This window comes from Pseudomonas sp. S1(2024) (genome assembly GCF_046557535.1).
Window position 1 is genome coordinate 409,277 of sequence record NZ_JBKGFP010000001.1, and the last position, 24,220, is coordinate 433,496.

Below are 24,220 nucleotides of genomic sequence, written 5' to 3' on the forward strand. Positions count from 1 at the left end.
TTGGATGACATTGGCCGGAAGTCTGGATTGGAACGGGCATCAGGTTGGCGAGCAGGGCCTGGGCGCTTCCAGCAAGCACCCCGTGCCGACCGCCCTCAAGGTTTTGGGGATTCCTGCTGCTCCTCAAGGGCCTTTCGGCGAGCGCGATTCTGATCACTGATAGCCATGCTCCGGGCATAGTAGGCAGGGCCGTCGAACAGCTGGACACCGCCTTTGATCGCGCTGACGATGGCTTGAATATGACCCAGCAACTCATCCAGCTTCGGCTCCAGCAGGTTGCGAATGATTTCCGCCGCCTTCTGCTCATCGCCCGGCAGGCAGTAAGCCTCGTAAACCGGAATCAGCATTTGATAGCGATTGACCGGTTTCAGCAATTTGGTCTTGGCGATCCGCTGATTATCGACTGTCTTGTACATCTTGTCGGTTTCGTAGGCCGGCACCTCCTCCATTTTGAAGGCAAGCTTGGCCTCAGGCTCATCGCCTGGCATCGTATACACGTTGCTGACCTTGATCAGCACCTTGTCGAAGTCTTCTGCCTTCATGAAGCTCATCCAATCTGCAAAGTCGAGTCGTCCAATATACGCTCAAAAGATCGGTTGGCAAGCTTTATTAGCGCGGGGTCTGCGCCCTCACCCCCAGGGAAATAGGTCTGCAACAGCGACTGGAACACACCGGCTTGCGAGCGAACGCTGTAGTCATCGCGCAGGGCGGTGATGCCCTTGCAAATACGCTGGGCCATGCCCTCGACCGTGGCCCGGTCACCAGTCAGAATGCTGGCGCGCAGTGCCTGGCCCTGTTGGCCGTTTTCGAAATGGCCATTGCGAAGGATCATGGCAAGCACGGCAGGATGCTCCAGGGCCTCTGTTGAGAACGTCGAATTGGCGCAAAAATCACTGATGGGCTTGAAGCTCAACAACTCACCTACGATCGGCGCGCTGCGCGAGCGGGCCAGGGCATCCCGCAGGCTGTACTGGTAATCCACCCAATCCCAAAGGTGCTCGGCGACCAGTCGCACCGACTTGGGATTGAAGTGGCAATCCCCCTTCCACTCCAGGTTCATCGACACCTTGCGCTCTGGCCCGCAATTGAGCTCCTGCACATCCACTGCCAGGGGGCCAGAAGCGCCGCACAAGCGCTCCAGAACCTCCGGATCTGCAAAGCCACCATTGGCGATCAGGAAGTTGGCCTTGAAGAGGTCGCGTGGGGCGCACTCCGCCAACACCTCCAGACTGCGGTTTACCGCGATATTGACAGGTTTGGCGCCAGACGCGCCGATCAGGGAGTCGTGGATGGCCAGACCGAGAATGTCGCGCATCGAGGCCCGCTCTCCGAAGTCGAATCGGCAAGCAACTGCTTTCTCCAGGTCGAAGTCATCGGCGTGGATCTGGGCGTTGAACTGCTTTTGCAGGTTGTACCAGGTAAGGTTCATTGTTGTTATTCTCCAGGGTTACAGCCCAAGTTGGATTTCAAGGCGAGCGGCCAATTTGTCGGATTTCGGGTGTCGATCAAAGTAGGCGTCGATCGCCTTGGCAGGCAGGTTGTTCAAAGCCCACGTCAGGCGCTTGCCAGATAAATTCTTGAACAAGGCGTCAAACTGCACGGGATTGCCGATGAAATGCTGCATCAGTGGCGCCGGATCCATGCTGAATCGATGATCCCTCAAACCTCTAAACTCATGCGCCTTCGGCACAAGCAGAAAATCCAGTTTGATCGTGCGATACCTGGGATGACTGGCCATCCGGTCTAGCACCCTTTCGACAATACGCGCCTTGGGCTCTGGATTCTTCAAGTATTGGGCGCTTAGGTCGCCCCAGCTCTTCAGGGCACACACAAACATCAGGTAGCGTGAGGGACTGGTGCGAAAGCACGCTTCTGCAATGGCATGACTGAATGCGGTATGGAACGTCTCATTGTCAATCTCAGGGCGCAGCAAGTGGAGACACTGGAAAACGTCGGAACCCCATTGGCTGACCCCATTAAGGGCATAGAAGCTCCTGCGCCAACAGGCTTCGTCTTGGCCCAGCGCCACATCGCGAGCCAACTCAACCCTTCGTCTGGACACAGGATCACGCCCAGCCCAAAGCTCCTCGATACACTCATGGGGGCTGTATTGGATGTAGGTCTGGGAATTGAGCATCATCGACTCACGACTCAGTGTTCAATATTTCAATAATACCGGCTGAGGAGGCCAGCACGAAAGCCCCTGCCCCGCTCCATTGCGTGTTGTGAGCGCTCCGCCGCCACGGCTATCATGGGATTATTCGCCTTGGTCAGGACGCTCGCGCTTTCCCGCTGGGCAAACAGCACACACTGGAGCATTAACCGTGACCTACATCGTACTCACCAATGGTCTTGCATGTCTCAATCCGGATGATTTCAGGTTTACGGATCCAATTCTGGAAAATGCAGCGCCAGGCTTTCGCCTTGAGCAGATGCTCAATGGGTTTATTCAGCACGAGGCACAACGATCACTGCGGGCGTTTGCCAATGCCCACGCCTCTCTGGAACAAATTTTTTCGGGCATGGAGCTGAAGGCACCAGATCTGACGAGCGTGGGCTATAAGCCTGATGGATTGCCCCTCTCCCGCAAAGACATTGAAGACCGAAAGGATGAGATTGTTGGCATGAACCTGGCCATGGCGCTGTCGATCCCTGCACCTGACTATGAAAGGCTACTGGCTTATGCGGACTTCATTTGCCAGAGCGATGCTGGGAAAAATGTAAAACAAGTCATGGAGGACGCCAGCTTTCCCCTTCAGGATTACAACCTGCTTAACCTGTACAAGATCCTGAGAAGCCGCCCTACGGAGAAATGGTGTGCTGGCGCTACCAATCCGAGCTATCACAAGATGGAATTGCTAAGGCTGGCGATTGCTTGCGACGATCCGGGCATGACCCGGCGCCTGGAATGCCTGTTTTACGATAACGATAAAATCGACATTGAAGTAGCCGAATTGTTGGCCGAAACCCCGTTTGATGCCTTGTCACAAGTCCGCTTTGAGCACAGCTGTGGCAAGTCGATGCTGATGTCTGAGGTCAGGGCCAGGATCAGGCTCCAGCTTGCCGTGTTCGAAGATCAACCATCTTTGTATACGGTGCGAGTTCCTGTTGAGTCCGCCAGGAGGGGGGATGAGCCTGATATTGGGTACGCCTGCGAAGAAAGTTTCAGGAAGCCATTGATTGACCGAGCCCTGCACCACATACCGCGCTATCAGGAGTACCTGGCGCAAAATACTCAAGCCGTGATGATAGATCTGTGCACTACCCTCAACCGCGCTCGCGCCCCTGCATGCCACGCCCGCAAGACTGTCATCAGCCAGTTGCTCACTGATTTGCAAACCCATGGCATTACCTTCAAGGAATTGGTAATTAAAGGCATTCGCGGCAAATCGGCTGCCGAGTATGTCGACAGGCTCGATCAACCAGGTGGTGGCTACATCGACTGCATTCGTGATTTGCTGCAGGAGAGACGCCTAAATGAATACCCTCTCAAGGCATTCCTGATCTCGGAATTGTGCAAGCAGCTGCCGGTCGAAGACATCTTGATGGCGGCGCGCAATGACCAGGAACTGTCCAGTGCTCACAAGGCGACTGGCAACCCGATTTTCCTGGAGCACCTTAGCAGCCAGGGCATTGAATCGCACCTTTCGGAAAGTCTGGGTCTTTGAGGACAAAAAACATGCCTGCCAACCATACCCCCGCCTTTACCTACAAGAATGGCATGACCATTCTGGGGATCGCCGAGCCTCACAAGCCTGAAGATTTCATCTCGGATCAATTCACGGGGCTTGATTTCTACTCCAGCTTCCTCGACGGATCGGTGCAACTGAATGCCCAGGCGGCAATCAGGCGTTGCATGCAGCGCGGCCAGAGCTTTCAAGACATAGTTGAGGAAATGGGAGAGGAAACACGCGACTACGCACGAGACCATATCATTAATTGCAACATCGCCTACGCGCTGAGCATTCCAGCGCCTGACTGGAATGCAATGTATAGGTACTGCAAAACAATCAGCGCTGACTATGATAACGAATTCCTTGACTTTAACTATATGCTCCGGGAACTAAACCATATCAACCTGGCCAACCTGTATGCCGTCATCCTCGATACCGATGACTCCAACCGAGATGATTTTCTAAAATACATTTGCCTCAAAGATGTCGAAGTCATGCGATTGGCCCTTTTATTTGATGACGAAGACACGGTGAATCAGCTTGCCGATCGCTCTAAATCCCAAGTGCTTGCCAGGGCCACCATTGATCGCAACCTGGCGATCTTCAAGTTCGACCCATTCTCCAGGGTTAGGGTGGCCATGGGCGTTTCAGATGGCATGTCGATGGGCGAGTTGTTCGAACGCACCACCAATCAAATCCTGGCCATCGGCAAAGCCGGAGACCTGGGCTGCAATTTTTTTGACAAGAACCCATCCCAGCAGTATCGAATGGCGCCCGAGCACCTTCCTGTCGCCATCAGGTGCCCTACAAGCGACGTCACCTACCGGAAACCGAGTACAGGGCTTCTGCGGATGAAAGACCTGGTGATTGATGATGTCGACCAAAAGCTGCATCAGTACCCACAGTTCCCCCGATTCCTTGCGCTCTTCAAACACGAGGTCAGTGAATTGGTCGCCAAAACGGTCGGTGACCAGATTTACCCTATTCATCATGAACTTAATGCCATCTTGGCATCTATCGCAAGAGCCATGGATCAACAAGGCCTAAGTATGCAGCACTACTTCATGAAGCATTGCGCCTCGCTTTCCCCTGGTGAAATCCTGGACATTCTCGAACGAGAGAGTTTCACTCGGCAACAATACCTAGGGGCGCTGCTGAAATTCAATGGGTCTGACAACCCCAAAATTGTCAACAAATCCAGTTTCTTAATCATGGCCGAGTCTGTTGAAGCTTTCAAGGGTTTGGAGTTGAATGATCATCAGCTGAGAACGCTCTACGAGCACTTTCCGGATAAGGCATTTCTGGATCGAATGTCTGATCATGGAGTTGAAAGGCAACTGATTACTGATCTAGGTCTCTGACCTCAGAAGGGCAATTCTTCGTCGCTCAGCTCGCCCGTCCAGGTCATCAAGTACTCCGGCAACCGATCGGCTTGTGACTGGCGCATTTTCTCCTGCTGCATGTGATCCAGATGACGCTGGAAGAATGGGAGTTGCAGCACGCTGTTGGCCCCCCGTGGCGCCTCAGCATCGAAGTGCTTGCCGTCAAGCACGATCCACTCATGGTGCCTGAAGGCGTAGAACATGCTCTGCGCTTGTTCATCGAGGTCATCCAGGGTTATCGTTGGCGGGATCGGCCCCGTTGCCCAGAGCGCCCGCAGATGCGCCTTGTCGAACACGAAATCATCGCCCGGCACTTTGCTGATCAGATCCCCGAAGCGCACCTGCCCCACTCCGATTTCGAACAGATTCACCTTCGAACAGAGATCGTTGTAGACATCACTGATGAAGTCCCTGGCCGTTCCCCAGCGAGCAACACCATCCACGATTTCCTTGGCATTTCGGGCGGGTTCACCCCCCAGCCAGTTTTCGACAACTCGCTCAATACTCTGAGTCAGTTGTTGCACATTGTTCATTACCCACTCCGACAAGCTGTTTTAACCAGTATGCCAACGGAGTGTAGGTTTATTGAATATAAGCAGCGCTCTTTGTTGCCAAAATGTGACCTGCCCCTAGAGGCCAAGATCCTCAGACAACTTACTTTCCAGCTGGCGCTGATTTAAAAAGGGCCCAAGCGTCTTCATGTCATAAGTCGCAAACAGGCGCTTCAAGGCATTTTCACCAACCCCCTTCAGGAACTGAACGCGTTCGGGGTTCTCGGCAATGAATCTGGCGGCTTCAGCCACAAAAGTCTGAGTATCCTCTTTTACTGGCCACTCCTTGGGACAGAAGATCGCAAACGCCGGAACCCTGGATTCCCCGGCAAAGGCGGATGAGCGCTCATTGAGGACTGCGCATGACCTGGCGATGAACATCTGAAGATCGATGTCAACGCCTTTGCCCATGAAATACACCGCACAGCTCGTGATCTCAACCATGAGCCCGGCGACATGCTTGTTGGAGCAATACCCCAGGTAATCGAGTGCCCCTTGCTCGATGAAGCCCCACTGGCTGACCGGCGCTCGACTCGGGTGCAAGAGCACCTGAAGGGACATCAAATGCAATACCCAGTTGCCGGCATAACTCAGCGAACTGTGAATGCCGTCCTTGACCTCTAGGGGTATTGGCTCGAAGGCCTCAGTCGCCGTTAGGTACTTGAGCGCGGTATCCGCCAACCAGTTCCGGGCTATGTCCTTGGACTGGGCCTTAACCCAGGACAACGCATGCATGCCAAGCAGGGTTGAACTCAGCCCACCGCCTGGCTGACTGATGTCTGTCACATGCGGGGCATTCGCGTAGGCCCGTGACCATAGTTGTTCATAATCGGTCATGGTGCTTGCACCAGTAGTTGACCCAAAGCCTCACCCTCAACCCCACCCTCATCACCCTGGGCAACCTCTAGGAGATGATAACCACCGGTCATTCGGTCGAGGTGGATCAAGCCCAACTCCTTGCCGCTGACACCATAGCGGTAGACAACCTCGCGATCGCTCTCTGACTCCAGCCAGTAGCTGAAACTACCTGCAGGCGCACCCTCGGGCAGCTTCTCGCCGTTCCATTCAATGTCGTAGGTCGAGGCCTCAGTCAACTTGATGCCACGCCTTAGGCGGCGCCACAGGAGCTCTACCAGTGCTGCCGGGGTAGCGAGGCATGACACAGGATGGGTTGGATGGCTGAGCACGTCCCTGGCACGCTTGAGCTCGGCACCAAAGAAGGCACCCACACGGGTCTCCAACAGCTTCAGGCAACGGTACATCCGCAGCGGGAACTTGAACGCCACCGGCTCCGGATGGTTTTGAATCGCCGGGCCATCTTCGAACAGCGCCGGGGCGATCGTGCTTAGATCCATCAGATGGATGCCGCTGGTGCCTCGTGGGTTGCATTCGATCACGTAGACGCCCAGGTCAGCTTGGGCCAGGTTTTGAGACAGATCTGCGGTGACTCTGCCGTCATCGGTCTGGATGAAGTCGAAGGCAATCTGTCCGGTGTAGTTGTGCTTGGCGATGAAGGCACGGGTGAAGTTGGTGATGGCCTCGTTCTCCATCGGCTCCAGGTAGAGCGCCGAGGAATGCTTGATGCGGTGCCTGGCGTGGTAGCAGACATGACCGAGCATACGCCCGTCAAGCGCAATGGCGTAGTTGCACAGCGACCTACCGGTCAGCCTGCGCTGCTGCACCCATTGGAAGGATACATCCAGCTTGGCTTGCTCGGCCAGGCTGATGTCGGTGATGATCTTCGCGCCGAAACGGGAAAACACCGGCTTGAGGATCGAGTTGAACGAGCGGTCGACGTCAGAACGCTGGCGTATCAGCTGGGTTTCTGGGAACTTCACGGCGCGGGCAAAGCCCAGGGTCTCGAACACGGTGAACTTGTTGTGCAAGGTAGCCAAGAGCGCATGGTCGGCACAAAAGACCTTGCACGGCAGCTCATTCTTGAAGGCGCTGATGAAGAACACCTCCTCGCACGTCGGAATGATCAGATCCACCGCCTCGTTGAGGACGAGCTCGACAAGGTCTTTGCGGAAGCCCCAGAAATCCTGGGCGGGCGGCGCGACCTTGAAGAAGGCTGCCTTGAACGGGGCAAAGCGGCAGTAGGCCATGGCCATGCTATCGGCGAAGATGACTTCATGCTTGTCTTTGAGCGCCAGCGCCCAGTAGTAGGCGACGTAGGAACGTGCGCCGGTAATCAAAATTTTCATGTCCCTGCCCTCAAACGGTTTTTGTTATTGGCCCTGTGCCTTGTCAGAGGGCTTGCACCCACCCAGAGGCGGTTCGTAACCGATAGCCACTGTTTTTGGAGCTCTGTCATAGGGCGTAGGCGCCAGTGAACGCAGAATCGCGCCTGGGCACAGCGCTTGGAGGTACTTTTCAGGGCTAACCGGAGAGCAAACGCCCTGACGCCAAAAAGGCGTATGCTCCGGCATGCAAAATTGCACGGGGGCTAAAGAGGTGGCCTCAGTAACTACAAAATTTTTGACGACGGCATCCGCAGATGCCTGAGATTGGAATGCCATGGCAGCCACGGCGGCGACCAGACACTGGCGCACCCAGATTCTACCTTTTTTCATGACCCTGTCCCCACTACCAATTTAAGGTGTTAAAACCAGCCTGCGCACCAACCGATTATCAAGGCAATGTACAGGATGAATAGTACCCCGCGCCCAATAAACATGAAAACTAGCATTTTTGTCCTCACCAACAAGGATCGGAGCTCCCAGCACTTCATCACGTATATCGGGAACAGCAACCCACCAAGCACTAACTCCAGCACCATGCAGACACACTCCAAGGTCATAATCACAAGGCTTTTCAAAAACCCTTTGACCTTCCAGGCGGTAGTGCCCACCAGCTCGCCTCGCACAACCCTGAATCCATCTCGGGTCTGTTCTGGGACTTCAACGAGCTGCTCATCCACATAAGCTATCGTGTTGTTTTTGATCGCCGAAAGGATGCGATCCGAGGTAAAGCAGAAGGTCTGGCGGTGGTCGATATCGCTTTGCGCACACCAGGCCTTGAACGCGTCCGCTTGCTCGACGATCGCCTGAACGACCTCTGTCGAGGGGCATTTTCGCAATACATCAATAATACGCACCCCGGTGTCGGCGAACGTTTCGTGGGCGAAAAACTGGCAAATCCGCTCCACCCGGCACCCAGGATCCAGCCGATCCCAGACGTCATGGAAATGCGGAACATGCGTGGTGCCGGCAAACTGGAAGGCTGGAATCAGGATGGATCCTGAGTTCATGTCGACGATCCTGATCGGCAGGATCGAGCGTTCCTCGATTCTTTCCACCACCTCCATATTGGACATGCCGAGCAGTTGCGCAACACCCTCAGGGGTGAATGTTCCACCCACCGGCTCCAGCGCTGTATAGACATCGCCTGCCCACAGCCAACATTCAAAGTCCTTTGCACACTCGGTCATGACGCCTTCTCCAGTAGGGTACGCCAGCACATTACTGGCGGATCATGTTGTTGGGGTATCTGGTGTCTGGGGTTTGCAACGCTTCGAAATAGTCGTGCAGCACCTTGATGATGCCAATGGATGCCTTGACCTGGGCCAGCGCCAAACGCTCACAGAGGTACTGCACCATAAAGCGGTACACACGCCAGGTTAGAAGGTCTGCGAATTCAGGTGTCAAGCGTCGCCGGTAGTAGTCGTCGCCAAACACTGCCGGCCCATTGACCAAGGTGATGTTCACCCCCATCTCTCTCGACAGAGCACCCTTGATCACGCTAGATGCCAGGCACGCCGCCTCAAACCCAAGCTGACCTACAGCATCGCTTTTGATCGTCATGAGGCGTTCACGCGGGGAGCTTGGGTGCTTGCGCGTAGAAAACTGAACAGTAAGCCTGGGGATGGCGCGTGCGGAAATCGTCATCGAATGGTCTGCGGTACTGGCAATCAGAAGCAGGCATTCATCCAGGTCATGGGTGGTCGGCATTTCGCACGCCAAGAGGATAGACGCCAGCAGCAACCCGCCTGCGGGGCTGAGCCCAGCTTTGAATTGCTCGATGGCCGCTTCATGCTCCTGGAGAAAGCACTCCGCCTCAGGCTCCAGCTCGACCGGGATCACTGCATTGCGATACTGATTGAGCATGGCCTGCAACCACATGCACAGCACGAGGGGTTGAAACTCTTTGCGCGCTGCGGACGTGAGACCCAATTGCATCCGTCCACCGCGCAGTCGCTTCAAGGCCAGGTAGGTAAAACTCATGATGGGGAACTCAAAAAGGGGTAGGCGCCGCCAGGCAGGCGTGCGCGGGTACACCTACTGTACCTGATGTCCAAGGTCAAAGCGCGCCCACCATGGACATAACCGCCACCCCGACCAGCCCCACATAGACCAGGAAGAACCCTGTGGCTAGTGAAGCCAGCCGCCTGAAGCCAGGAATCAACCGCATCCAGCTCCGACAGCTGCGATACTGATAGACCAGCGCAGGGTAAGCCAAGCCCAAGGCCGCCCCCATCAACAGGCAGCGCACAAGGCCCATGAGACGCTGAATGAGCTTTGGTATCATGCGACCACCGCCTTGGGCAGCTTCACCACCCTGCGCTGCTTGGCCAGCGGATCATGGGTCATCGGCTCATGCTGGATAACCGGGGAAATCAGCCCACGCGCTTGGTACACATCGAGAAGGATCCGGGCAATCCGCTCATTGTCCTCAGGCTTACACCGGACGATTAGCCACTGAGGCGATTTCTGCACGATCTGGAATTGGTGGATACTGCTTTGGAACAGTACCGCCCTGACCAAAAAGTCGGGATACAGCGGCACGCTATGGCCGGCAATCGTCAAGGCGTCAAGGATGTCGTCACAGCGCCCCTCAATTTTGGCGATTTCTCGGAACACCGTGCGGCTCTCGGGGTTGATGGCCAGCACGTCATCGAGTTCGTAACGAATGATCGGCTGCGAGACCCGGCGAAAATCCGTGATCAATGGCTTGAAGCGCGTCTTTGCATCATCCAGCCATAACGGCTCGACATGCACCAGATCCTCATTGAGCTGGAAAAACCCTTTCTGCGTGCAGCCGAGGAAGCCCTCGGTGGCCTGGTAGATGTGTTCGGGCTCTACGCCCCAGGCATTACGCACCGCCTGGGCGGCGTCGTCATACAAGACTTCAGCGCATGCGATGATGCGTTTGGGGGCAAAAACAAGGTGTTCAGCTTCTTGGGCCAGCAACTTGAGCACCTGGCCGGGGGCGAATATGATGTCCGGCTGATACTGGTTCAACTGCAAAAGGTTGGCCTCCATGGTGTTGGCCAGGTCAAAGAACTGAAACTGCAAACGCCGGGATTTGACTGTGTCGTACAGTGTGCTGCCTGCGCGCAGGAACAAGGCAACCCGGTGCTTGCGCCACAGTAGATCCGGCATCATCTTGCCCAGGATGGCCCCCGCCCACAGCTCGCGCTCAGCCTGGGAGGCGAGGTAGATGCCACGATTGCCCGAAGTGCCGGATGACAAGCCAACCGTGACCCCGCGAAAATTCGAGCCGAAATCCCGCTGACACTCTGCCTCATGGGCGAACATGAAAGCCTCATCATCGGTCAGCCCTACGGTGTTCATGGCACCGAAGTTGGCCATCATCATGGCCTTGTTCATGATCGGCCATTGAGCCAGGGGCTTGCCGCCGCAGCGGGCGTAGAACGGTGTGTTCAGACTCACCCAGTGCAAGTGCCTATCAATCTGCTTGGCCTGCCATTGCTCAAGGGCCTCGCGGCTTCCGAAGCTGGCAAAGCGGTGCCACAGGTAGTGCTTGAGGATGTTAAACGAATTCAAGGGCTGGACTTCCTTGGGCAATGGAGCTGTCATGGGAACCGATTACCGTCAGCCGATCGCCAGCATCTCGGCGCAGCCGGACAATGGCATCAAGGGTTGTGTCGAACTGCCGTGGACTGTCCATGATCAAGCGCGCCAGCCAGCTCGGCCTGCGATTTCCGCCTGGATCGAGATTGCCCTGCGTCCAGTACGCATCTCCACACAGCAATACCCATTTGCCGTTCATACGAAACAGCAGGCCGATATGTCCTGCAGCATGCCCTGGGAGGTTGACCAGGTAGGTGCTGCCATCTTTGAACAGCGGCGCTGCTTGAAGGTTGCAATACTTCCAGGCATCCAGACGCAGGATGGAGCGAACGGAGTCGGTGTAGTCATTCACAAACGCGGTGCGGCTTTCAAAATCGCTGGGCAACAAGCCCTTGAGGAACCCCTGCATGACCTGGCGCCAACGCCCCATCATCATCAGCTTGCGATAACCTCGCTCATCCGCCACAAAGGTGGCCTCGGTGAAGCGCTTGAGGCCTGCGATGTGGTCGGCATGAAAGTGGGATAGCACCAGATGGCGGATGTCCTTTTGATCGATGCCATCGGCCAGCAGTTGTTCAACCAGTGGCACGGGCAGGGTCACAGGCGTGGTGCGGGCATACAGGCTCTCCGGGAAGCTGCGGGTCTGCACGAAAAATTCCGGGTCGTATCCGGTGTCGAACAGAATCAAGCCGTAGCGCTCATGCTCAATCAGGGCGACATAGGCGGGGAATTCTCTGGGCTCGATGCCACAGCCCTTCTCCGCCACGCATCCTGGGTGCGTGCAATGGCCTGCCTGGTAGATTTTGAATTGCTTGATCGGATTGTAATCAATCATCGAGAGTTCACTGAGGGCTGAGCGACGCCGAGATGACAATATACAGATAATTCGAATAACTGTCTCGGGCGCCACCTTAAATTTTCCCGCCACCCGGCCCAGGCCTTCCTGACGAGTTTCCGCTCAGGGCATACTGAAAGCACAGCCCCCATGAGTTACTGACATGCCCCCTGTTTTTTCCGACTCCAGCATCCTGGGCAGTGCTTGCCGCCTCATCAGCGCCGGCATCGCGAAGGACAATTGCGTCATCATTGCCGATGGCATTGAAATGTACGCCACACTCAAAACCAGCCTGGAATCGATTGGCGGCCTCCCGCTGTGCCAGCAGGTACAACATGAATTCGACGCCAGGATTCTCCAGGCCAGGCCCTTGGAAAAACATGCCGAGTACAAGCTGTCCGATGACAACCTAGCCTTGATCTTGCGGGAATTCAGTTATCCTGCACTCGCTGCGGCAAAAGCCACTGGGCTGAGCGAGCGTCTCATGGATGCACTCGCCAGCAGTGTGATCCGGTGCGAAGACCAGCACCTGGCCGATCTCTTTGATTTCTGCCGATCAGCTGCCAAGCAGGACAAGCTGAAGGCATTCAACATGGTATTCGACGCCATCCTTACCCGCGTATCGAAGGATTATCCGGGAAGGGGGTCAATCGGAAGATTTTCGCCGATGACCGCCATTTCGTACCTTAAAAAAGGCTCCTCCTCCGACCAGGATCACTACCTTGACGCAAGCACCCTCGCTGTGTTGACAAAGCATCAGCACTACCTCAATGAAACGGCTGAGCAGCAACATACAAACAATCTTCCGCCTAAATGGTTGGTGCAAATGTCCAAGGCTGGGCTCAGCCCCTATCCGGACAAGGCAATCATGGATGTGATCGATGATAGATTGGACTTCACTATCATTAAGGCCATGAAACAGGAAGGTCATGCATTTGATTACACCTTGCTGTCACCTTTGCTACTGAAGACCGGGCAGGCGCCCCTGGCTACGTACGCCCATCTGTTCCGCGACTCAGCCATTAACGCCACTCTTTTTAAAGCCCTGCTTCCTGAAAATTCTGAAAATCATTGCAATAACATGGCAATTGCTATTTCCCGGCGGGTGAGTATGGATAATTATTCCACCGACAAGCAACTGCGAGACAAACTCATGGCGGCGGTTTCCAGGATGTTGTCCGGAAACATCGACCTTGCCAATGTTTCGGGGAAATTGCTGTCCGCCCCGTCCCTGCCTCAGGAACTCAAAGACCTGATCCTGTCCAACCCGGTGTGTCGCGAGCACCACCTCTGCCGCGATCTTGGCCTATGAATACCCTGACTCTCGACGCTCACACGAAGGCTTCTACCATGACAACGCTGAAAGACCAGTTTGACCAAAGCCTGCCGATGGTGCAGCAGGCTATCCAGCGAAATGACGCGGGCCTGCTGAAAACCAGCCTGGATGTGCTGACCGAAGGCATGGTGGAAGCGCTCTCGACTGGCCAGTTTTACCTAGTCGAGATCGCCAACGGGGGTTTGCGCGAACTCTTCAAATCGATGGAGATCATTCCTGCCGTAATAAAAGGGCATCTATCCGAGCAGGCGCTTGGCTTGCTGCTGGAGCGGGTGGCTCCGACCCCGCATCTGATCTGGAATGCTGGCACCGATAAGATGTCTTCCGCGCTGTGCAAGATGCTGGCGAGAAACTGCCTTACATTCTGGCCAAAAGACCACGCATCTCATTTGCAGCTATTGAACCAATTCTCAAAGCCTGACCAACAAGAAGCCAAATCCGAAGTGCTGGATTACTTCCTGACTAACGTAGCCACAGCAGAGATCGAGAGGTTCGGATGCCCGCTTACAGGGCTTGATAGCATTTGGAGTGAGCGAAAAAAAGAGTACATCAAGGGCCAATTAAGTGAGCCCGTGGCCCAGGTACTGATAAACCGCAAAGACGTGGTCATTACTTACATTGCTAGGCGTCTCAGTCGTTATCGAGCTGGAAGCTTGCCCAGTGAAACAGAAGCACTCATCCCGTTCCCGGTCGTTCAGCAACTCCACGCTCTCGGCTTTGTAGAGCTGGCGCCATCGATGTACCCTGCGATTCTAGGAACCCGAGATAATGTTCGGCAGTTCACGTTGGCCGAAGAGATGGGGGTGGCCATCGAGGAAACCCTAGTTGATCGGGCTCTCACCAAGCTGGGCAAAGACCATCATGCGCTTCCTGCCATGGCGTACGTTTTGGAATCCCCTCGCTTTACGGCAGATCAGCTGAAGGCTTTTCTTGTCAAAGACTCTAGGCGTTCACGGGATGATGAACTGGATGTCCTGAAAACCCAGCTCGGAAATGTCGGAGCGGCGCTCAAAGCCGTGTATGGCCAAGCGGGCAAGAGTCGAGACCCACTTGTGCATGAGAAAACCCGTGTGCTGCTGAAATGGATCGCATCGCTCAGCATGGATTGCAGTGACGCCAGGCGGCAAATCATCAGTATTCGCAAGCTTCCTGAGACTCTTCTCCGGGAGTTTCCCAGCTTCATGGAAGACAAGCTGGCCTCGGATATCGGCCTTTGACCAACCGCCTGTAAAGCTTTTCCGGGAGGAGCTTCGTTTGTGATCAAAGAACAGGCTTCTAGGTTGATACGCCCTATCGGACTTTCCCCGCCCCGCAAGCTCAGCCAGGCATTTGCGCCAGGGACGGGCATGCTCTGCTAGGTGCGTTAGCAGCTGGTGCGCCCGCCCTCCATTGACATTTTGGCAAGGCCACGTATCATCAATTTCAGTTAAAAGGTGACTGGGAGGTTTTATGCGTTATTTTCTGGGTGGTCTAGCGGCGGTGTTGGTCGCACTGTATGTCCTCAATGAGGCCTCTCCTCCTGCGCTTGTGCTCCTCGGCGCGTTGACTGGCGCCTTCGTTGTCCGGGAGCTAACGGCTGAGCTCGTATCGGTGTATTTCTGGGACTGAGCGAACGCCACACCACCGGCCAGCGAGCAGTCGCTAGGGCTCGTACGCCTCATCGGGCTCAGCGCCCACCCCAAGAAACTCTGCCAAGCTGTTACACAAGGCCTCGGGAACGACCATCAGCGGGCCCTGGGAGGTCTTGAACACCGTGCAAAAACCGAACGCTTCGTACCACTGGCATAGCTCAAAACCATCAAGCTGGGTCTCTGCCTCGTCGCAGATGAGCAGATAGGCGGTGGCGCCACCGGCTTCAGCTTCCTGACAGAACCGATCTACCAACTCACCCCCATGGCCTTGTCCGCGACAGGCTTCCTCCACGTACAGGTTCGCCAGCAGTGCCACCCGCTCCCCGCGTTGACGCAGGTGCAGCATGATCGCCTTGCTGAGGCTAGTGTGAACACCCAGGTAGTTCTCCAGGTTGGGCTGGCTGGCATCGACAATATAGCCAGAAAGCGCTCCGCCTTCGTTGCTGATGTCGATGATCTGGATCATGGTGTCAGGCCCTCCTCATCCCTTTCGCGCTCGCGCCGAGTCAAGACACCGAAACATTTCCCTGTCCTGGCGCAGTAGGCCTGACTTGCATCGAAAATACGGTACTCCAGCTCGGCCAGATTGGCGCCTGTTCCGTTGTAAATGGCGCCATCGTAACCAGCAGCTTTGGCCGCCACCACAAACTCGGGGTCGTCCAGGATGGGGAAGATGTTGGTGTACAGCTGCTCAAGCTTGTCGGGCTCCGCTGCATAGAGATCCGCCACCCCGTGGTAGCGATCATCGGGATCGAGGTGGCAACGCCAGTTATCGGTGTTCATGGCGTAATCCTGGTAGCGGATAGCCAGCTTCAGCGCCAACTCAAACCCCACCACTGCCACAATCTCGGGGAACTCAATGAACGGATCCTCCCGGTTAAACAGTGGTCTCTGAATATTCAGGTAGCATTCAAAAATACGCGGGTCGCTGGCGGTTTCTGGGTAGCTTCCCTCGGCGTATTGTTGGGCCGCCTCAAGACTCCCAAACGACAGGGAGGGCAGTCGGGTATGAAAGCCTGGTCGACTGTTTCGATCCCGCTCACCGCGATACACGATCAAGGGGGCGCCGTCCTCCCCCTTTACGAGCGTGCCGGACAGTTCGGCTGGTGTTCTTTTCATGGGTATTTCCTTTTTTACCAGCATACCCACTGAGAAAATCATGGGGCCAGTACCCAGAAGTGGTTCACCCAGACCTCAAGCCGAATCATTGGCGCCATGCGCCGCATCCCGCTTCATCGCCCTGTCGACCGCCTCTTCAAACGACTGACCCTCTTCAGTCAGCCACGCGCCTGGCACATGCCACACCACCCGGTGCTTCTGGTAATAGCCGCCAGGGCCAAAATCCACGGACACACTGGCCCAGCGGCCACGTTCAGCAAGCCAGTCATGCCGGCGCTGTGCGATCGATTGGATTGCTGCAGTGGGTTCAGACATGCGCATAGTCCTTAAGCCCATCCTGGATGCTGCGAATAGGCTGGTAATTGAGCTCGCCCTTGGCGCGGGTAATGTCCAGCGTCTGGTCATATCGCAGCAGAGCTGCCGTATAACGGGTCAAGCCAGGCTCGCGCCCCGTGACCTTGCCCGCAAGCTCAAGCGCCCTCGAAATCGCCCCCATGAGCTTCCCAGGCACGTGCACGACTTTCATCTGACGGCCCAGCACCAGCGAAAGTTGGTTAATCAGGTCAATGACCGCCATCGGCTCGCCATTGGTGACGTTGTAGGCGTTTCCAGACTTATGCTGACCCTTGAGTGCCAGCTCAATGGCGTGCACCACATTGTCTACATGGGTGATGTCGACCACCGCCTGACCCTTGCGGGCGAGCGGGATGCCGCCCCTGTCGCCCAGCGTCACCAGGCGTGGGAAAATGGTCGTGTCGTGCTTGCCGAAAATGCCCCTGGGGCGTAGCACGGTGGTGTGCAGCTTGGCGGACTCGCGCAAGACTTCTGCCTCCGCCAGTTCCTTGGTCGCCGCATAGTGGTTCACGGGACGGTCAGGCCTGAACGACTCAGGAATCATGGTGCGATCCTTGAAGTCGAAATACAAACTCGGCGTCGATATGTGCACGAACCGCTCAACCCCCTGCTTGAGGGCGAAGTTAAGCAATAACCGGGTAACCAGGTAGTTGTTGATGAAGAAGTTGTCGTAGGTGCCCCAGGGGGACGACAAAGCCGCGCTGTGCACAATCCCAGTAATGGGCCCCAGATCCTCAACCTCGTTCAACGTGCTGCGCGTCAGGTCGATCGGGATGAAGCGATGGCCAGTGGCACGGGCAATCTCCTCGCCTTTTGTCCGATCTCGGCCTGTGAAAATGCACGGCTCCTGAGTCTGCTCCAAGAAGTTGCGCCCTAAAAATCCGGTACCGCCTGTGACCAACAGCATGGCTTGTTCCTATCAGTGAAGGGCAGAGGCACAGTGTGTCTCGACGGATTGAATGACGGGCTTGTTGCGCACGTACATCGAGCGGTTGCCACTATCCCCCGTGACGTAGCGCCACTCGACCTCGAAATGGTCAGGGAAGCGCTCGATGAGGTTCATCAATTTCTTGCAGCCGAAGACCTGGGCATTCACTTTCCCGCCCAGGGTCGCGCCATTGCACCAGCCTGTTTTATCCTTGCCTGCCTCAATCGCATCACGGATGGCCCGCTTGGCCCCTGCTGTGACGGGGCGAGGCTTGGCAGCAGTTGCTGACTGTAGGGCTGGCATGGCGCTGGCTGTCGGCTTTGCTGGGCTATCCCCCTCGGTGGTGCTCGCCTTTGACTCTGCAGGACTCGCCGAATCATCGCCAACCTTGGACGGCTCGATAAAGGTGAACTGCGTGCAGGCCGAGACAAAGGAATCCGGGGTCTTGCGCTCACCGAAACCATACACCGCCAGCCCCTGCTCACGCAGTCGAATGGCCAGGCGGGTGAAATCACTGTCACTGGAGCAGATGCAGAATCCGTCGAAGCGCTGGGTGTACATCAGATCCATGGCATCGATCATCATCGCGCCATCAGTGGAGTTCTTGCCTTTGGTGAAGGCGAATTGCTGGATGGGTTGCAGTGCATGCTTGCGCATGACTTTTTTCCAGGCCGTCAGGCCAGGCGACGTCCAATCACCATACATGCGCTTGACGCACGGGTAACCGAGCGTGGCAATTTTATTGAGCATGGCATCAATGGCGGCAGCCGACACATTGTCGGCGTCGATCAGTACCGCCAGCTTCTTTCCACCATCACCGGCTGGGTTCTGCATGAGCGCACCTTCAAGATTGTGACCCTCGCAATCGAGGACTTTGGGTCGTCCAAGCAACCCGATTTCACCCTGATCAACCTCCAGGGCCTCATGCCAGTGAGTCTACATGCCTGTGCAGGGATGTCAATTTATCAAAAAAGCGATGGAGCCATCAGGCACAACGGGGATAGTAAATCCTGCAACGCTTGATGTGGCAGCGTGCAATACCTGGAATGGACTTTTGCTCAAGAATTTCCCTGCTTCAGCACCGATTTTCCATGTTCGCTTAGGATTGCGCAGCTCAGACGAACTCCCCATGCGGCAACACCCAAAGCTAGCAACGCCAGAAGAACCATTGAAGCATGGGTGAGCGGATCTCCTGGGCGAAAGAAGATCCCTAGAAACGGGATGCAAAAGAGCCATGGAACGAAAATCTGCCAGGCGAGCGCATTAACGCAGAACCACATGCCAAAAATGATCCGTTTCAGCGGGTGTGCGGGCTTATCCAGCAAGTCACCCCGTAAAAAAGCCTTGCAGCCAATCATCAGCGCACGACACCAGAAGACCAATTCGAATCTTTGGAACGTCATCGTATTTCCACCACCACACTGCCATACGACATCCCAGCAGAGGTTCCTAGGAGCAGCAAGGTGTCACCCGCCTTGTAGCGCCCCGCCACCCTGGCCAGGTGCAGCGCACACGGGATGGAGGCCGCCACCTGGTTGCCATACTGGCTGAACACATTGAAGAAGCGCTCATCCTCGACCTCCAGCAAGCGCTGGACGTGCATGAGGCCATGACCACTGGCTTGGTGCGGAATCACCAGGCTGATATCGTCCATGGTCATCCCCAGCTGCGCCAGGTGCCGGTCAACGTAAGGTCTGAAATCCCTGAGAACGTGGCGGTAAAGGCGCTTGCCGTCCATTTTGAATGCGTTGTCCAGGCGGAACTGCTCAAGCTCCTCAGCGCCCTGCACTTGACTGATGTGACGACTACTGCCGCCCGCCCGGATCTCGCAGAAATCATAGGCCTGATGGACAGTTTCAAAGCAGGTGCTTTTGACACCAAATACCAGCTTGTCTGTATCCTCGCGACTGCGACCCAAACTGAAAGCATTCACCGCCTCGAAAATGTAGGCCGCCGCCCCATCGCCGAAGATCGCTGATGCTTCAGGGTATGCGTGATTGAGTCCCACCGAGGCCAGATCAGCGCTGACAATGGCCACGCGGCGGTACCGCCCGCTGCTCAGGTACAGGTTGGCCACGTCCAGGGCCTGCAGGAAGGACAGGCAGGTCATGCCGACATCAAAGGTATGGAGGCGCCGATCGGAACCCATGTGCCGATAGATGCTGGCGGCGTTGTACGGGATGGCCTGGGCTGAGGTGGCGCTGGCAGCGATCAGACAGTCCACGTCCTCAATTGACAGATCCCCTTCAGCCAGCGCTTGCTTGAGTGCGCTGGCGCCCAGGTAATCGGCGGTCTCACCGCCTTGGGGGTCGGCGTAGTAGCGCTGCTTGATCAGGAAGCTGACTTCAGTTTGGCCTTTGGGCAGTCCGGACAGGGTGTCCAGTTCGGCGGAGGTGACGCAACGGTACGGCAGCTCGATTGCGCTGGCAATCAGTTTCATGGGGCATTATCCAGGTCAAGTGGGGCCGTTGCCCCAGATGACCGGATTATAAACAAAGATTAATTCAAGTCAATTTGCGCATAACTCGAATTAACCTTATGCAATCAGTGGCGGGAGAAATACTCCACCCCACAGTCATCATCCAGACGGGGATGGCGCTTGCCAAGGTAGGGTTGAGACGCCCTGAGGGTTTTGTCAAAGCCATACTGGTGCGGGTATTTGCCATGGGTGTCCGGCCATACCATCTGCTTGTAGACGGGTTTGAGCCCTTTTCCATGGTAGTACGCCTCGGCCTGGAGGGTGTACTGAGCCGCATCCTCACTGTCGACGCTTTCCAGGATCATCGGCACAGACCACAGATCCGTTATTCTGTCGGCATCCTTCGGGCGTTGCCCCATCCTCATCTCTTGGTACAGCTGGCCAATAGCCTCGTACACAGCCTGCGGTGGTAGGCTGAACATCAACAACTCGGGCGCACCGATGTCGGTCATGCCGATCGTGTAGATGAAGGACGGGGTATCCTCAGAGGCAAACACGTACTGCACATGCAGCCCATATTTCTCGATGTTTTGAGTGATGGCCTGTTGAATCAGACCTGGAATGTCGTCTGGGCTGCGGCTCATGGAGCTCTTTCCTGAAAATGGTTCTTGTAGCGATTGTACAACCCCAAGCCCCCTCGGGCAAACCGCTTCGCATCTCCCCAGACAGTGCCAATAAAGTTAACATTGCAATTCAATGAAACCATATATAACCATAAGGGAGCTCCAATATTTCTAATAATTCTAGGTCAGAACTCTTAACTCGTTAATTGAGCCAGGCAGAGGCTTTATTTGAAGCGGCATAATAAATTAACATGGAGATGAAACGCAAAAACCACGGGGTGCGTTGTGAACAAAAAATCTTCACTTTTCATGTCTCTGGCCTTCGGTTTGCTGACTTTCGCTCCATTTTCGACCCAGGCGAGTAACGAGATCCGCATAAACGCCCCTATTCCAGAGGCTGCGCCTGAGCGCTGGATTGATGCCACGATGCGAGGGTCGTGGAGGGATGTGCGCACCGGATGCTCCTGGGATCCTCCCAGCTCATCGGTAGCGTACACAGTACAGGTCAACCAAACCGGCACCTGTGGCGTCACGCAAGCCCGAGAGGTCAGGCCTCTGGAAAGAAGCACCAAGACTGGCATTTTGCGGGAAACCGCACCACCTTATGACGAATTCCAGGTCGCTGACCCGTTTTACAAAAACCGCAGCGTTTACGGTGACTTCACGGGCAAAATGGTTGCCAAGTACCTCGATTGGTATGGAACATACTACTGGGGAGCCAGGCAAGGCTGGGTCGGTACCGCCGCCACGATTGCCCTTCCTGGCTTAAAAGCCGCAGGAGTTTCGTTCGAACAATACTCATGGCAACCTGGAAAGTTGGTGGCAACACTTAATGTTTCCGCCACCTCAGACTATCAACTCGCATTGGGATGGAGTAGACGCTATTCGCATATTGACCTCCTTGGGCCTTCAGGGAATGTACTGGGAACTTACACCCTTACGTCGTCTGGTGGCGCTTCTGGCAACGAATACCGAACTAACTTGAGCGATTACGGCATGCAGGTACCCCTGCAAAACATTTTTTCGATCTTGAAGGTCGACTTGGGGGCGGTCACTGGCTTCAGGGTCTACAACCCAAAGGAAGACTGAGGTAAGCGGCGCCAGGCTGGCGCCGCTCATGTCTTACGACTGAGCAAGCGGGATTACAGCGACAGACCTTCGTCGCGCAAGGCCTGCTGCAGACGCTTCTCCCTGGCGATTTTGTATTCATGAACGACGGCCTTTACGATGCGGTCGGCAACGACTTCCTCAGGCACCTCCGGATCCAGGTCATCGACTTCGGGTAACACGGGCACATCCGTGATCGGCTGAAGGGTGTTGTCATCCAGATAGACTTCATGATCCTCCCCGTCAGCCCCATAAATTTCCAAGTGGCAAAAGGACAATTTTGGCCCACCATCCCCCAGATCTTGGAATTGCGGCTTGTAAATCTCGGTCAGATGCGCAACCAGCGAGGCTTCAGCTTTCTCCCAAGTCTCAAACATGCCATCGACGTTGTAGTAACGAAGATCCTGGCCTACCTCGATCGCCACGAATGTGGCGCCATCAGGCTCGACCTGGTGCCGCCTCAAATCATTGTTGTAGCAGGTGAACAGATGGCCCTGATCGGCGAACAGGTGCTTGTTGATCGAAGCAGTCAGCTCGATATGCGTCGAGTAGGCTTCCCCAAGGTCAGCCTGCTTCAGCTTCTCTTTGATAAGCCCGAGCAGGGCTGGCGCATGGTTAAAATCCACCGGCACGTCATAGCGCATTTGTCGGACTTGAGCTTTCTCACGTTCGATTGCCAAGTGCTCCTGGCGCCGTTCGGCTAGGCCTTCCAGCATGGCGTTGACCGCCAGTGCCTCAACACTCAGCGTATCACCAGCGGCCAGGTCGATCCTCGGGTCGCCCTTACCATACCGACCTTCGGCGTCAAAGCCCCTGACATCGAGTTCAATACTGCCATGTTCGTGCACCGCGAAGGCACAATCCAGAGCCTCACCCAGGGTCTTGAAATCCCCGATGTTCTCCAGATCAACCTCAACACCCCACGGGACGTATTCCGCCGCCTGAACCCGATACGGTAAATCAGGGCTCCCATACAGCTTGGCGACATTCAACCAGGTGCCATAGGCGGCCCCGCAATTGTTGCCACGCATGGGGGTTTGGAACAGCTTTACGCCCGCCCCCTCCTCATCCCATTTGCCCGCATAGTACTCAAACTGCTGATTGGGATGTTCAAGCGCTCGCTGCAGAAACGCTTCTGATGAGTCGATTTCCAGCAGCGCCTGAAAACCCGGATTCTGGATCAGCAACTGCAGTTCGGATTTGTTTTCAAGGGTGGTCATGCCTGCTTATCCTATGTGTTCGTTTTCCTCATTATGGTGCCGCCGAAGCCACGCTATCAATTATTATTAGCGGCCCGTTGTCTGCAGGCATGAAACACCAACAGGCAGCTTCTCCCACAGTTTTTTTGCACACAAAAGCTTCTGGTCGCTGCCGTGTGGGGCATCCTGAAAATCCAGGGGGGGGATTCACTGACAAAATCCGCTTGACCCACAATCAATATATGTTTAAATGCACGTCGATACTTACCCAGCCAAGGATCTTGTCCATGTCCATCAGTCAGTCCATTCAAAAACCGCAGGTGACCATTTTGCCCGGTGCTGTTGCCATCCTGATCATCCTTGCCAACCTCGCGATGGCATGCTGGCTCCCACATGTCATCACTCAACCGGCCAGCTATGGCAATTCGACAAGAATCCTCAACGGCGACATCTTCGACTGGATGATCATTCCATTGATTTTCTTCAACGTCTTCATGACCATGGGTTTTGCGATTATTGAACCTAAAGAAGCCAGGGTACTGCTCTTTTTCGGCAAATTCTCGGGAGTCATGATGGACAATGGCTTCTTCTGGATCAACCCGCTAGCCAGTACCCGCAAGGTTAGCTTGAAGATCGAAAACTTTGAGTCTGAGCAGATCAAAGTCAATGACAAGACAGGCTCTCCCATCATGGCGGCAGCCGTGGTCAGCACCCAGGTTGTTGACCCTGAGGCTTACACGTTCAACGCGGATGACACCGAAGCTCTGGTCATGAACGCAATCGACCGTGTACTGCGCAAAACTGTCTCCCTGTATGCCTACGACATCAGTGGCAGTCATGACGCGAATGAAAAGGGTGACGTCTGCTTGCGGGATGATTCGGAAGAGATCTCTGCTCGCTTCAAAGAAGAAATCCAGCTGATCGTCAGCAAGATCGGGATGGAAGTGCTCGACGCCAACTTCACCAATCTGTCCTATGCACCGGAAATTGCAGGCGTGATGCTGCAGCGCCAGCAGGCCAGCGCCCTGATGGATTCGCGCAAGATCTTGGTGGCATCCACTGTCACCGTGGTTAAAGATGCCATCAAGTCCATGGAATCCACCACAAACGGTCAAGAATCGATCAAAATGGATGAAAAAACCAAGGCTGATCTGGCGGCCAACCTGCTCACTGTAATGGTCAGCGAGCGTGGCGCCCAGGTGACCTTGCCTCTCAGCTAATTGCGTGAAATCCACTAGGCCCTGGTAGA

General features: G+C 55.5%; 26 protein-coding genes. 6 read left to right on the forward strand and 20 right to left on the reverse strand.

Annotation, left to right across the window (positions count from 1 at the left end):
- Positions 1-95 precede the first annotated feature (95 nt).
- The 3 genes from ACLCGK_RS02195 to ACLCGK_RS02205 are packed head-to-tail and all read right to left on the reverse strand — an operon-like array spanning position 96 to position 2,140.
- Positions 96-542 (reverse strand): hypothetical protein, encoded by a 447-nt coding sequence (locus ACLCGK_RS02195; protein WP_410951126.1) that lies wholly within the window; start codon positions 540-542, stop codon positions 96-98.
- 5 nt (positions 543-547) lie between these two features.
- The gene (locus ACLCGK_RS02200) at positions 548-1,429 is read right to left on the reverse strand and encodes a hypothetical protein (protein WP_410951127.1); all 882 of its coding nucleotides are present in this window, start codon (positions 1,427-1,429) and stop codon (positions 548-550) included.
- Positions 1,430-1,447: 18 nt separating this feature from the next.
- A complete protein-coding gene (locus tag ACLCGK_RS02205; RefSeq protein ID WP_410951128.1) occupies positions 1,448-2,140 on the reverse strand; it encodes a hypothetical protein in 693 nt (230 codons plus the stop codon).
- 184 nt (positions 2,141-2,324) lie between these two features.
- Between ACLCGK_RS02205 and ACLCGK_RS02210 the strand changes: the two genes are divergently transcribed.
- Entirely contained in the window at positions 2,325-3,668 is a 1,344-nt protein-coding gene (locus ACLCGK_RS02210) for a hypothetical protein (RefSeq protein ID WP_410951129.1), read from the forward strand.
- An 11-nt stretch (positions 3,669-3,679) separates the two neighbouring features.
- Positions 3,680-5,035, forward strand: a complete 1,356-nt coding sequence (locus tag ACLCGK_RS02215) for a hypothetical protein (protein ID WP_410951130.1) — start codon at positions 3,680-3,682, stop codon at positions 5,033-5,035.
- A 2-nt stretch (positions 5,036-5,037) separates the two neighbouring features.
- Here the strand turns inward: ACLCGK_RS02215 and ACLCGK_RS02220 are convergent, their stop codons facing one another.
- From ACLCGK_RS02220 to ACLCGK_RS02255, 8 genes are all read right to left on the reverse strand, one after another.
- Complete coding sequence (locus ACLCGK_RS02220; RefSeq protein WP_410951131.1) at positions 5,038-5,589, reverse strand: hypothetical protein; 552 nt, start codon at positions 5,587-5,589, stop codon at positions 5,038-5,040.
- Between the two features lie 96 nt (positions 5,590-5,685).
- Positions 5,686-6,444, reverse strand: coding sequence for a hypothetical protein (locus ACLCGK_RS02225; RefSeq protein WP_410951132.1), 759 nt, complete (start codon positions 6,442-6,444; stop codon positions 5,686-5,688).
- Positions 6,441-7,811 carry a hypothetical protein gene (locus ACLCGK_RS02230; RefSeq protein WP_410951133.1) on the reverse strand — a complete coding sequence of 457 codons (1,371 nt, stop codon included), beginning with the start codon at positions 7,809-7,811 and terminating at the stop codon, positions 6,441-6,443. The genes ACLCGK_RS02225 and ACLCGK_RS02230 overlap by 4 nt, the downstream gene beginning before the upstream one ends.
- 398 nt (positions 7,812-8,209) lie before the next feature.
- Positions 8,210-9,037, reverse strand: a complete 828-nt coding sequence (locus ACLCGK_RS02235; RefSeq protein ID WP_410951134.1) for a hypothetical protein — start codon at positions 9,035-9,037, stop codon at positions 8,210-8,212.
- Between the two features lie 31 nt (positions 9,038-9,068).
- Complete coding sequence (locus tag ACLCGK_RS02240) at positions 9,069-9,830, reverse strand: hypothetical protein (protein WP_410951135.1); 762 nt, start codon at positions 9,828-9,830, stop codon at positions 9,069-9,071.
- A gap of 76 nt (positions 9,831-9,906) precedes the next feature.
- Positions 9,907-10,134 (reverse strand): hypothetical protein, encoded by a 228-nt coding sequence (locus tag ACLCGK_RS02245; RefSeq protein ID WP_410951136.1) that lies wholly within the window; start codon positions 10,132-10,134, stop codon positions 9,907-9,909.
- Positions 10,131-11,426, reverse strand: coding sequence for a F390 synthetase-related protein (locus ACLCGK_RS02250; protein WP_410951137.1), 1,296 nt, complete (start codon positions 11,424-11,426; stop codon positions 10,131-10,133). Before ACLCGK_RS02250 ends, ACLCGK_RS02245 begins: the two co-directional genes overlap by 4 nt.
- The gene (locus ACLCGK_RS02255; protein WP_410951138.1) at positions 11,380-12,330 is read right to left on the reverse strand and encodes an MBL fold metallo-hydrolase; all 951 of its coding nucleotides are present in this window, start codon (positions 12,328-12,330) and stop codon (positions 11,380-11,382) included. Before ACLCGK_RS02255 ends, ACLCGK_RS02250 begins: the two co-directional genes overlap by 47 nt.
- Before the next feature lie 88 nt (positions 12,331-12,418).
- Between ACLCGK_RS02255 and ACLCGK_RS02260 the strand changes: the two genes are divergently transcribed.
- Positions 12,419-13,567 (forward strand): hypothetical protein, encoded by a 1,149-nt coding sequence (locus ACLCGK_RS02260; protein WP_410951139.1) that lies wholly within the window; start codon positions 12,419-12,421, stop codon positions 13,565-13,567.
- Between the two features lie 38 nt (positions 13,568-13,605).
- The gene (locus ACLCGK_RS02265) at positions 13,606-14,808 is read left to right on the forward strand and encodes a hypothetical protein (RefSeq protein WP_410951140.1); all 1,203 of its coding nucleotides are present in this window, start codon (positions 13,606-13,608) and stop codon (positions 14,806-14,808) included.
- Between the two features lie 424 nt (positions 14,809-15,232).
- Here the strand turns inward: ACLCGK_RS02265 and ACLCGK_RS02270 are convergent, their stop codons facing one another.
- The 8 genes from ACLCGK_RS02270 to ACLCGK_RS02305 form a co-directional block, all read right to left on the reverse strand.
- Positions 15,233-15,688 (reverse strand): GNAT family N-acetyltransferase, encoded by a 456-nt coding sequence (locus ACLCGK_RS02270; RefSeq protein ID WP_410951141.1) that lies wholly within the window; start codon positions 15,686-15,688, stop codon positions 15,233-15,235.
- Positions 15,685-16,341 carry a hypothetical protein gene (locus tag ACLCGK_RS02275; RefSeq protein WP_410951142.1) on the reverse strand — a complete coding sequence of 219 codons (657 nt, stop codon included), beginning with the start codon at positions 16,339-16,341 and terminating at the stop codon, positions 15,685-15,687. The genes ACLCGK_RS02270 and ACLCGK_RS02275 overlap by 4 nt, the downstream gene beginning before the upstream one ends.
- Positions 16,342-16,416: 75 nt before the next feature.
- Positions 16,417-16,656 carry a hypothetical protein gene (locus tag ACLCGK_RS02280; protein WP_410951143.1) on the reverse strand — a complete coding sequence of 80 codons (240 nt, stop codon included), beginning with the start codon at positions 16,654-16,656 and terminating at the stop codon, positions 16,417-16,419.
- Complete coding sequence (locus tag ACLCGK_RS02285) at positions 16,649-17,602, reverse strand: NAD-dependent epimerase/dehydratase family protein (RefSeq protein WP_410951144.1); 954 nt, start codon at positions 17,600-17,602, stop codon at positions 16,649-16,651. The genes ACLCGK_RS02280 and ACLCGK_RS02285 overlap by 8 nt, the downstream gene beginning before the upstream one ends.
- Before the next feature lie 12 nt (positions 17,603-17,614).
- On the reverse strand, positions 17,615-18,457 hold the full coding sequence (locus ACLCGK_RS02290; protein WP_410951145.1) for an NYN domain-containing protein: 843 nt from the start codon (positions 18,455-18,457) through the stop codon (positions 17,615-17,617).
- A gap of 224 nt (positions 18,458-18,681) precedes the next feature.
- Positions 18,682-19,026 carry a hypothetical protein gene (locus ACLCGK_RS02295; RefSeq protein ID WP_410951146.1) on the reverse strand — a complete coding sequence of 115 codons (345 nt, stop codon included), beginning with the start codon at positions 19,024-19,026 and terminating at the stop codon, positions 18,682-18,684.
- Positions 19,023-20,063, reverse strand: a complete 1,041-nt coding sequence (locus ACLCGK_RS02300; protein ID WP_410951147.1) for a 3-oxoacyl-[acyl-carrier-protein] synthase III C-terminal domain-containing protein — start codon at positions 20,061-20,063, stop codon at positions 19,023-19,025. Before ACLCGK_RS02300 ends, ACLCGK_RS02295 begins: the two co-directional genes overlap by 4 nt.
- Before the next feature lie 104 nt (positions 20,064-20,167).
- On the reverse strand, positions 20,168-20,686 hold the full coding sequence (locus ACLCGK_RS02305) for a DUF4262 domain-containing protein (protein WP_410951148.1): 519 nt from the start codon (positions 20,684-20,686) through the stop codon (positions 20,168-20,170).
- A gap of 264 nt (positions 20,687-20,950) precedes the next feature.
- On the opposite strand from ACLCGK_RS02305, the gene ACLCGK_RS02310 reads away from it, so the two are divergent.
- Positions 20,951-21,754 carry a hypothetical protein gene (locus ACLCGK_RS02310; protein WP_410951149.1) on the forward strand — a complete coding sequence of 268 codons (804 nt, stop codon included), beginning with the start codon at positions 20,951-20,953 and terminating at the stop codon, positions 21,752-21,754.
- Positions 21,755-21,807: 53 nt separating this feature from the next.
- Here the strand turns inward: ACLCGK_RS02310 and ACLCGK_RS02315 are convergent, their stop codons facing one another.
- Positions 21,808-22,992 (reverse strand): hypothetical protein, encoded by a 1,185-nt coding sequence (locus ACLCGK_RS02315; RefSeq protein WP_410951150.1) that lies wholly within the window; start codon positions 22,990-22,992, stop codon positions 21,808-21,810.
- A gap of 266 nt (positions 22,993-23,258) precedes the next feature.
- On the opposite strand from ACLCGK_RS02315, the gene ACLCGK_RS02320 reads away from it, so the two are divergent.
- Positions 23,259-24,191 (forward strand): SPFH domain-containing protein, encoded by a 933-nt coding sequence (locus ACLCGK_RS02320; RefSeq protein ID WP_410951151.1) that lies wholly within the window; start codon positions 23,259-23,261, stop codon positions 24,189-24,191.
- Positions 24,192-24,220: the final 29 nt, after the last annotated feature.

Bases quoted from the DNA above. Each gene is read 5' to 3' on its own strand.
- ACLCGK_RS02245 (WP_410951136.1), bottom strand. From the start codon at position 10,134: ATGATACCAAAGCTCATTCAGCGTCTCATGGGCCTTGTGCGCTGCCTG.
- ACLCGK_RS02200 (WP_410951127.1), bottom strand. From the start codon at position 1,429: ATGAACCTTACCTGGTACAACCTGCAAAAGCAGTTCAACGCCCAGATC.
- ACLCGK_RS02315 (WP_410951150.1), bottom strand. From the start codon at position 22,992: ATGACCACCCTTGAAAACAAATCCGAACTGCAGTTGCTGATCCAGAAT.
- ACLCGK_RS02265 (WP_410951140.1), top strand. From the start codon at position 13,606: ATGACAACGCTGAAAGACCAGTTTGACCAAAGCCTGCCGATGGTGCAG.
- ACLCGK_RS02195 (WP_410951126.1), bottom strand. From the start codon at position 542: ATGAAGGCAGAAGACTTCGACAAGGTGCTGATCAAGGTCAGCAACGTG.
- ACLCGK_RS02320 (WP_410951151.1), top strand. From the start codon at position 23,259: ATGTCCATCAGTCAGTCCATTCAAAAACCGCAGGTGACCATTTTGCCC.
- ACLCGK_RS02215 (WP_410951130.1), top strand. From the start codon at position 3,680: ATGCCTGCCAACCATACCCCCGCCTTTACCTACAAGAATGGCATGACC.
- ACLCGK_RS02230 (WP_410951133.1), bottom strand. From the start codon at position 7,811: ATGAAAATTTTGATTACCGGCGCACGTTCCTACGTCGCCTACTACTGG.
- ACLCGK_RS02305 (WP_410951148.1), bottom strand. From the start codon at position 20,686: ATGAGCCGCAGCCCAGACGACATTCCAGGTCTGATTCAACAGGCCATC.
- ACLCGK_RS02290 (WP_410951145.1), bottom strand. From the start codon at position 18,457: ATGCAGAACCCAGCCGGTGATGGTGGAAAGAAGCTGGCGGTACTGATC.
- ACLCGK_RS02270 (WP_410951141.1), bottom strand. From the start codon at position 15,688: ATGATCCAGATCATCGACATCAGCAACGAAGGCGGAGCGCTTTCTGGC.
- ACLCGK_RS02240 (WP_410951135.1), bottom strand. From the start codon at position 9,830: ATGAGTTTTACCTACCTGGCCTTGAAGCGACTGCGCGGTGGACGGATG.
- ACLCGK_RS02225 (WP_410951132.1), bottom strand. From the start codon at position 6,444: ATGACCGATTATGAACAACTATGGTCACGGGCCTACGCGAATGCCCCG.
- ACLCGK_RS02275 (WP_410951142.1), bottom strand. From the start codon at position 16,341: ATGAAAAGAACACCAGCCGAACTGTCCGGCACGCTCGTAAAGGGGGAG.
- ACLCGK_RS02235 (WP_410951134.1), bottom strand. From the start codon at position 9,037: ATGACCGAGTGTGCAAAGGACTTTGAATGTTGGCTGTGGGCAGGCGAT.
- ACLCGK_RS02295 (WP_410951146.1), bottom strand. From the start codon at position 19,026: ATGACGTTCCAAAGATTCGAATTGGTCTTCTGGTGTCGTGCGCTGATG.
- ACLCGK_RS02280 (WP_410951143.1), bottom strand. From the start codon at position 16,656: ATGTCTGAACCCACTGCAGCAATCCAATCGATCGCACAGCGCCGGCAT.
- ACLCGK_RS02250 (WP_410951137.1), bottom strand. From the start codon at position 11,426: ATGACAGCTCCATTGCCCAAGGAAGTCCAGCCCTTGAATTCGTTTAAC.
- ACLCGK_RS02285 (WP_410951144.1), bottom strand. From the start codon at position 17,602: ATGCTGTTGGTCACAGGCGGTACCGGATTTTTAGGGCGCAACTTCTTG.
- ACLCGK_RS02205 (WP_410951128.1), bottom strand. From the start codon at position 2,140: ATGATGCTCAATTCCCAGACCTACATCCAATACAGCCCCCATGAGTGT.
- ACLCGK_RS02300 (WP_410951147.1), bottom strand. From the start codon at position 20,063: ATGAAACTGATTGCCAGCGCAATCGAGCTGCCGTACCGTTGCGTCACC.
- ACLCGK_RS02220 (WP_410951131.1), bottom strand. From the start codon at position 5,589: ATGAACAATGTGCAACAACTGACTCAGAGTATTGAGCGAGTTGTCGAA.
- ACLCGK_RS02260 (WP_410951139.1), top strand. From the start codon at position 12,419: ATGCCCCCTGTTTTTTCCGACTCCAGCATCCTGGGCAGTGCTTGCCGC.